General features: G+C 69.0%; 6 protein-coding genes. 2 read left to right on the top strand and 4 right to left on the bottom strand.

Annotated elements, in window-relative coordinates:
* Positions 1–337: 337 nt before the first annotated feature.
* Positions 338–1,552, bottom strand: a complete 1,215-nt coding sequence (locus OXU43_05345; protein ID MDD9824577.1) for an MFS transporter — start codon at positions 1,550–1,552, stop codon at positions 338–340.
* Between the two features lie 122 nt (positions 1,553–1,674).
* Between OXU43_05345 and OXU43_05340 the strand changes: the two genes are divergently transcribed.
* Together OXU43_05340 and OXU43_05335 are read left to right on the top strand one after the other, a co-directional pair.
* Complete coding sequence (locus tag OXU43_05340; GenBank protein ID MDD9824576.1) at positions 1,675–2,430, top strand: uracil-DNA glycosylase; 756 nt, start codon at positions 1,675–1,677, stop codon at positions 2,428–2,430.
* Entirely contained in the window at positions 2,427–3,377 is a 951-nt protein-coding gene (locus tag OXU43_05335; protein MDD9824575.1) for a cation diffusion facilitator family transporter, read from the top strand. Before OXU43_05340 ends, OXU43_05335 begins: the two co-directional genes overlap by 4 nt.
* 45 nt (positions 3,378–3,422) lie before the next feature.
* Here OXU43_05335 and OXU43_05330 read toward each other — a convergent pair whose 3' ends face one another.
* The 3 genes from OXU43_05330 to OXU43_05320 form a co-directional block, all read right to left on the bottom strand.
* Positions 3,423–4,466, bottom strand: a complete 1,044-nt coding sequence (locus tag OXU43_05330; GenBank protein MDD9824574.1) for an ankyrin repeat domain-containing protein — start codon at positions 4,464–4,466, stop codon at positions 3,423–3,425.
* Positions 4,467–4,635: 169 nt separating this feature from the next.
* Positions 4,636–6,522, bottom strand: coding sequence for a 1-deoxy-D-xylulose-5-phosphate synthase (gene dxs, locus OXU43_05325; GenBank protein ID MDD9824573.1), 1,887 nt, complete (start codon positions 6,520–6,522; stop codon positions 4,636–4,638).
* A gap of 196 nt (positions 6,523–6,718) precedes the next feature.
* On the bottom strand, positions 6,719–6,912 hold a 194-nt coding region (locus OXU43_05320; GenBank protein MDD9824572.1), incomplete at its 5' end, for a hypothetical protein.

Raw genomic sequence — 6,912 nt, 5'->3', positions numbered from 1 at the left:
AGCCGGAATCCCGCATAGAAAGCGCGCGCCTCGCGCTCCTTTGCAGAAATATCCCTTGAAGGAAGGGGCGGGCCGTCCGGCTCTGCAATGTGCGCGTTCCGCGCTCTTTTTGCGCGGGATTCCGGCTTTCGCCGGAATGACAAGAGGGGAGGCCGGAATGACAGAAAAAAGCAGGAATGGCCGATGTTTGCCATGCCAGTGGGAAGTTTTTTCGCGCGGCTCTAGATTTTCAGGGTTTTTGCACAGACTGTTGCGCCGGAATGACACGGAGGCGAGCCGCCCTCCCTTTCAGCAAAGCTCCCACCAGCCTGCCGCAAACACTGCTCGACCCTGCCGCTCAGACGGCCGGCGCCGGTTGCGGCGGCGGCTCCCGGATCGCCCAATGCAGCACCGCCGCCAACAGCCCCAGCATGGCGCTCAACTGCCACATCGGCCCGTAGTCCCCCAGCCGGTCGTACAGCAGCCCCCCCAGCCAGGCGCCCAGAAAAGAACCCAGTTGATGCGCCAGGAATACGCCGCCGTAGAGCAGGGAAAGATAGGGAGTGCCGCAGAGGTCCGCCACCAGGCCGCTGGTCAGCGGCACGGTGCCCAGCCAGAGCAGGCCGATGCAGGCGCTGAACAGCAGCAGGCGCAACGGCGTCGGAGGCGCCAGCAAAAAGCACAGGATCACCAGCGAACGCAAGGCGTACAGCCAGGTCAGGAGCATGCGCTTGGAGCAAGAAGCGCCCAGCCAGCCGCAGGCCAGGGTGCCGAAAATATTGAACAAACCGATCAGGGACAGCGCCCAATGCCCCCAGTGCGGCGCCAATCCATGCCCGACGACGTGGCTGGGCAAATACGTGGCGATGAACACCACCTGCCAGCCGCAAACAAAAAAGCCCGCGCTCAGAAGCCAGTAATCGCGGCTGCCGAACGCGACCGCGAGGACGGGGCGCAGCGGCGGCGGCGCGACCGCGCCGCCGCCCGGCGCCCGCAAGCCGGCGGCCGCCGGGATCGTCAGGGCCGCCAGGGCCGCCAACGCCAGCAAGGCGGCGCCCCAGCCCCAGGCGGCCAGCCAGCCGCCGACCAGCGGCGTCAGCGCAAAATGGCCGAAGGAGCCGGCGGCGGTAGTAAGGCCCAGCGCCTGCGAGCGCCAACGGGGCGGCGCCGCGCGCCCCACGGCGCCCAGCGCCACCGAAAAGCCGCAGCCGGACAAACCCAGCCCCACCAGCGCCTGGCTGCCGATCACCACCGCCGGGGAATGCAGTCCGAAGGCCATGAGCACTAAACCCAGGGCATAGACCAGCCCGCCGCCGGCGGCGACGCGGGCCGCGCCCCAGCGGTCGGCCACGCCCCCGAACAGCGGCGAAAGCAACCCCCACAACAGATTCTGCAGGGCAATGGCGAGCCCGAACCAATGCGCCCCGCCGCCGCCGTGGGCCGCGGAAAAGGCCGGCAGGAACAAGCCGAAACACTGGCGTATGCCGAAGGCCAGCAGCGTCAGCAGGCTGCAACAGAACAGCACGACCAGGAAGCGCCGGTGCGGCGCAACCGCCTGCCAAACAGCGCTCACGGCAGAACCGGAACCGACAGCAAAATACACCTCCCGCCGCGTCTCGCGGCACGACCCCCGTTGCCCTGGCGCGGCGCGCCCGGCGGCGGCAGGGAATATTGCAGATATACTGCATAGGCAAGATGCCTGGCAAGGAACGCACGCCGCCCGCGACCGGCGAGGGACTGCGCCTGCCGGCCGCGCTGGCGCAACTCGAGGGCGAAGTGCTGGCCTGCCGGCGCTGCCCGCGGCTGGTCGCATGGCGGCGGCAGGCGGGCCGGCGGCGGCCGCTGGAGCCGTACTGGAGCCTGCCGGTGCCCGGTTTCGGCGACCCGCGCCCGCGGCTGCTGATCGTCGGCCTCGCCCCCGGCGCCCACGGCTCGAACCGCACCGGCCGCGCGTTCACCGGCGACCGCTCCGGCATATGGCTGTACCGGTCGTTGCACAAGGCGGGCTTCGCCAGCCGCCCGGACTCCAGCGCCCGCGGCGACGGCCTGCGCCTGCGCCAGGCGTGGATCACCGCTGCGGTACGCTGCGCCCCGCCGCAAAACCGCCCCACGCCGCAGGAGCGGCGCAACTGCGCGCCCTTCCTGGCCAGGGAGCTGTCCCTGCTGCTGGGCCACATACGGGTGGCGGTGGCGCTGGGAGGTTTCGCCTGGCACCAACTCCTGCGCTCGCTGGCCGACTGCGGCCTGCCGCCGCCGCGGCCGCGCCCGCCCTTTCGCCACGGCGCCGAATTATGCCTGGAGGCCGGGCCCGCGAAGACGGGCGCCCGGACGCTGACGCTGCTGGGCTGCTACCACCCCAGCCAACAGAACACTTTTACCGGCCTCCTGAGCCAAGAGATGTTCGACGCAGTCTGGACGCAGGCGCGGACCCTGCTGGAGCGGCCATATTGAAGCAGCCTGGAACGGACGCCGGCAGCGCCGACGCCGGACACCGGCTGGCGCGCTGGGCCACCTACGCCTCGGTAAGCGTCGCCCTGCTGTTGCTGATCGTAAAATTCGCCGCCTGGCGACTGACGGACTCGATCAGCCTGCTTGCCAGCCTGATAGACTCGGCGCTGGACAGCACCGCCTCGCTGATCACCCTGTTCGCGGTACGCCACGCCCTGACCCCGCCCGACTCGGAGCACCGCTTCGGCCACGGCAAGGCGGAGCCCCTGGCCGCCCTGGGGCAGTCCGCGTTTATCTGCGGCTCGGCGGTGTTCCTGCTGTTCGAGGCGCTGGGGCGCCTGCTGAACCCCGTCCCCCCGGCCTACGGCAAGACAGGGATCGCGATCATGCTGTTCTCCATCGCGGTCACCGCCGCCCTGGTGTGCTTCCAGAACTACGCGGCGCGCCGCTCAGGATCGCTGGCCGTGCAAGCCGACGCCCTGCACTACAAAAGCGATCTGCTGACCGGCGGCGCGGTGATCCTCGCATTGTCGCTCAGCTCCAGACCGCAATGGGCGCTGGCGGACCCGGTCACAGGGCTGGCGATCGCCGGCTACATCCTGCATACCGCGTGGCGGATCGGCAGGGTCGCCTGGGACATGCTGATGGACCGGGAGTTGCTGGAATCGCAACGGCAGGAGATCGTCGGCGCCGTCTTCGCCGACTCCAAGATACGGGCCATGCACGACCTGCGCACCCGCGCCTCGGGTCCCCATATCTTCATCCAGTTCCACATCGAATTGGACGGCAGCCTCAGCCTGCGCGAGGCGCACGACGTGGCCGAAAAAGCGGAGGGGCGGCTGCGCAGCCTGTTCCCTCATGCCCAGGTAATCATTCACCAGGATCCCTACCTGGAAGAGATCCACACGCCGGACCGCATCCGCCCCCCGCCGCCGAAACGGCAGGACTGAGCGACAACAACGGCCGCCGCGCCGCGCCGCACCGGGGCGCGGCGCTCAATCCGAACGGCGCGCCGCCTGCAACAGCTCCCGCACCCGTTCCGTACGCACCCTGTCGTGCTCGACATGCGCGGGGTCGGCGCCATGCTTGAGCAGCAAAGCGGCAACCTGCGCGTTGCCGACATCCGCCGCGACCCGCAACGGGCCGCCCGCCGCGCCCGAAACGTCCGGCAGGTTGGGGTCCACGCCGAACTCCAGCAAAAGCTTTACGATGTCCAACTTGCCGCGTTCGATCGCGTCGGTCAGGATCTCCGGCCGGAGTTCCACATCCGCGCCGCGTTGCAGCAACTCCTCGGCGATCCCGAACCAACCGAAAAAGGCGGCATGGCGCAGGGCGGCCTCCGGCCCCCACTGGTCGCTGGCGTGGACGTCCGCGCCCATGTCGAGCAGCAGCTTCACGATATCGCAATGGCCATGATAAGACGCAATCACCAGCGCGGCATCGTCGCGGGCATGCACGTCCACGCCAGCCTGCAACTCCTCCTGCACCACGGATATATCCCCCTCCCGGACCGCATTCATCATCCGCTCCGGATTGCCCTGCCCGGTCGGCCTGGTCGGGGCGGCGGCCGCCGCGACAGCGGCCCTGGGCGCCGCCTTCTTGACCGGGCCCCGCTTTGCTGCCGGGAATGCCGGAGGCACCGTCCGCTCGCCGGAACGGACCGCGGAGACCCTCTGCTCGCACTTGGCGCGCTGCCGAACGAGCAGCGCGCGCAAGGGAATGGAAGAGACCTCCTGCACATCCACGCAACGAGGGTCCGCCCCGGCGCGCAGCAATTCGCAGACTGCGTCTCTGTGCCCCCGGAGCGCAGAGCGCCGCAAAGCGGCGCCAGGCCCCCGCCGGTCGGCAATGTTGACCCGCGCCCCTGCCCCCAGGGCGGCGCGCACGGCCTTCGCGTCTCCCGCGCCGGCGGCAACGAGCAGCCGCTGGTCCGCATCGGACAAGGAGGGGATCACCGTAGTATCGGTCCCGGCGCCAAGTGCGGAACGCGGTGGCGTTGCGGCAACGCGATCTGTCTCTTTCTCCGAATCTCTGCTCAAGATTCTATGCCTCGGCTGCGTCCGACGATCCAGGCGACGCAATATTCTTTTCCGTTCCCAAAAACATCCCTGCTCGCTATATTTTACACCATAAATATAGATAATTGCTGCAACCATAGAAATTTCCAGCACATACGGCGCTCGGGGCGCTCGGGGCCCCGCGGCGGTTTCAACGCGCCCGCGCCGCGCTCGCGCCCCCCGCCCCGCGCAGGCGCTCGCGGATAAAGCGCAGCAAACCCTCTGCCGTCAGCCCGGCGTCGCGCAGCATGTCGTCCCGGCTGCCATGGGGGATCAGGCGGTCGGGCAAGCCGTGACAAAAGGCGCCGGCACAGCCATGGGCCGTCAACACCTCGTTCACGGCGCTGCCGGCGCCGCCCTGCACTACGTTCTCCTCGACGGTAATCAGCCAGCGATGCCGTGCGGCCAGCTCCAGGATCAACTCCTCGTCCAGGGGTTTCACAAAGCGCATATTGGCGACGGTGGCATCCAGCTCCCCGCCCGCCCGCTCGGCGGCCGCGACCGCGGCGCCGAAGGCCAGAATGGCGATCTCCCTGCCGCGGCGGCGCAACTCCCCCTTGCCCAGGACCAGGGCAGCGGCCTCCCGGTCCACGGCGACCCCGGGGCCGGCGCCGCGCGGATAACGGACCGCGGCCGGGCGCTCGAGCAAAAAGCCCGTTTGCAGCATCCGCCGGCACTCGTTTTCGTCTGCCGGCGCCATCACCACCATGCCCGGCAGACAGCGCAGATAGCTAAGGTCGTAAGAGCCGTTGTGCGTGGGGCCGTCGGCCCCCACCAGACCCGCGCGATCGATGGCGAACAGCACTGCCAGACCCTGGTTGGCCACATCGTGGATCGCCTGGTCGTAGGCGCGCTGCAGAAAAGTGGAATAGATCGCCACCACCGGCTTCAGCCCTTCGCAGGCCATGCCCGCCGCCAGCGTCACGCTGTGCTGTTCGGCAATCCCCACGTCGAAGTAGCGATCCGGGAAACGCCGCGCAAACTCCACCATCCCGGAGCCCTCGCGCATCGCCGGAGTGATGGCTACCAGGCGCTCGTCGCGCCCGGCCAGGTCGCAGAGCCAGTCGCCGAAGACCTTGCTGTAGGTGGGCGCGCCGGGCTGGGACGGAGACAAGCCGCGCTCGGGATCGAAAGGCGTCACGCCGTGGTACTTCACCGGGTCTTGCTCGGCCGGAGCATAGCCCTTGCCCTTGGTGGTAATCACGTGCAAAAACTGCGGCCCCGGCAGCTCCTTGATGTTGCGGATCGCGGCCAGCAGGGCGCCCAGGTCGTGGCCGTCTATGGGGCCGATGTAATTGAAGCCGAATTCCTCGAACAGGGTGCCGGGCACGATCAAGCCCTTGATATGCTCCTCGGTGCGGCGCGCCAGCTCCCGCACGCTGGGCATGCGGGCCAGCACCTTCTTGCTGCCCTCGCGCACCGTCGCGTACAGCTTGCCGGAGAGCACCTGGGCAAAGCGCCGGGACAAGGCGCCGACGTTGCGCGAGATGGACATATCGTTGTCGTTGAGAACGACCAGCAGATCCTCGTTCAGGCAGCCGGCGTGATTCAACGCCTCGAAGGCCAGCCCCGCCGTCAAGCCGCCGTCGCCGATCACGGCCACGACCCGCCGCCGCCGCCCCCGGCGCCGCGCGGCAATGGCCATCCCCAGGGCCGCGCTGATCGAAGTGCTGGAATGGCCGACGCCGAAGGTGTCGAACTCGCTCTCGTCGCGTTTGGGGAAAGGCGCCAGCCCGCCCCGGCTGCGTATGGTATCCAGGCGGTCGCGGCGGCCGGTCAGCGCCTTATGCGGGTAGGCCTGGTGACCCACGTCCCAGACCAGGCGGTCATGGGGCGTATCGAACAGGTAATGCAGGGCGACCGTGAGTTCCACCGCTCCCAGCCCGGCGGCCAGATGCCCGCCGCTCCTGCCCACCGAGGCCAACAGGAAAGAGCGCAATTCCCCGGCCAACCGGTCGAGCTGCGACTCCGGCAGACGGCGCAGGTCGGCGACGGTGCGAACCTGGTCAAGTAGCGGGGTATTCGGGCCTTCGCTCATCGCTTATTGCTGCCTCCGCCGGGCCTGCTTTGCTGCCTTGCCGAACCCGCTGCCGGGCTGCGGCGCCAGCCTTGCCGGGCGAGCTCCGCCCGGCGTGCCTGACGGCGCAGAATCGCATATCGTGACCCAAGCGGATACCCCGATCAACCGGCGGCGGGGCAGCCGCGGTGGCCGCCGAGCGGGCCCGGGGGCCGGGCTACTCGGTGGCCGTTTCGCCCCCCGCCCCGACCCGCAAGCCGCCGCGCTTCGCCCCCGCCGGCCCGGCGCCGACATTGTCCTTCGGCGCAACCGCAATGTTCAGCCCGCGTATCAGCAAATCGAGCTTGGCGTCCACTGCGGCGATCTTCTCGCCGTTTGCGGCGATCTCCTTGCCGTTTGCGGCGATCTTCT

This window comes from Gammaproteobacteria bacterium, from assembly GCA_028817255.1.
Classification (GTDB): domain Bacteria; phylum Pseudomonadota; class Gammaproteobacteria; order Porifericomitales; family Porifericomitaceae; genus Porifericomes; species Porifericomes azotivorans.
This window is presented reverse-complemented; position numbering and strand designations above follow the sequence as displayed.

Excerpts from the sequence above, each read along its gene's own strand:
- OXU43_05340 (MDD9824576.1), top strand. The coding sequence starts at position 1,675 with ATGCCTGGCAAGGAACGCACGCCGCCCGCGACCGGCGAGGGACTGCGC.
- dxs (MDD9824573.1), bottom strand. The coding sequence starts at position 6,522 with ATGAGCGAAGGCCCGAATACCCCGCTACTTGACCAGGTTCGCACCGTC.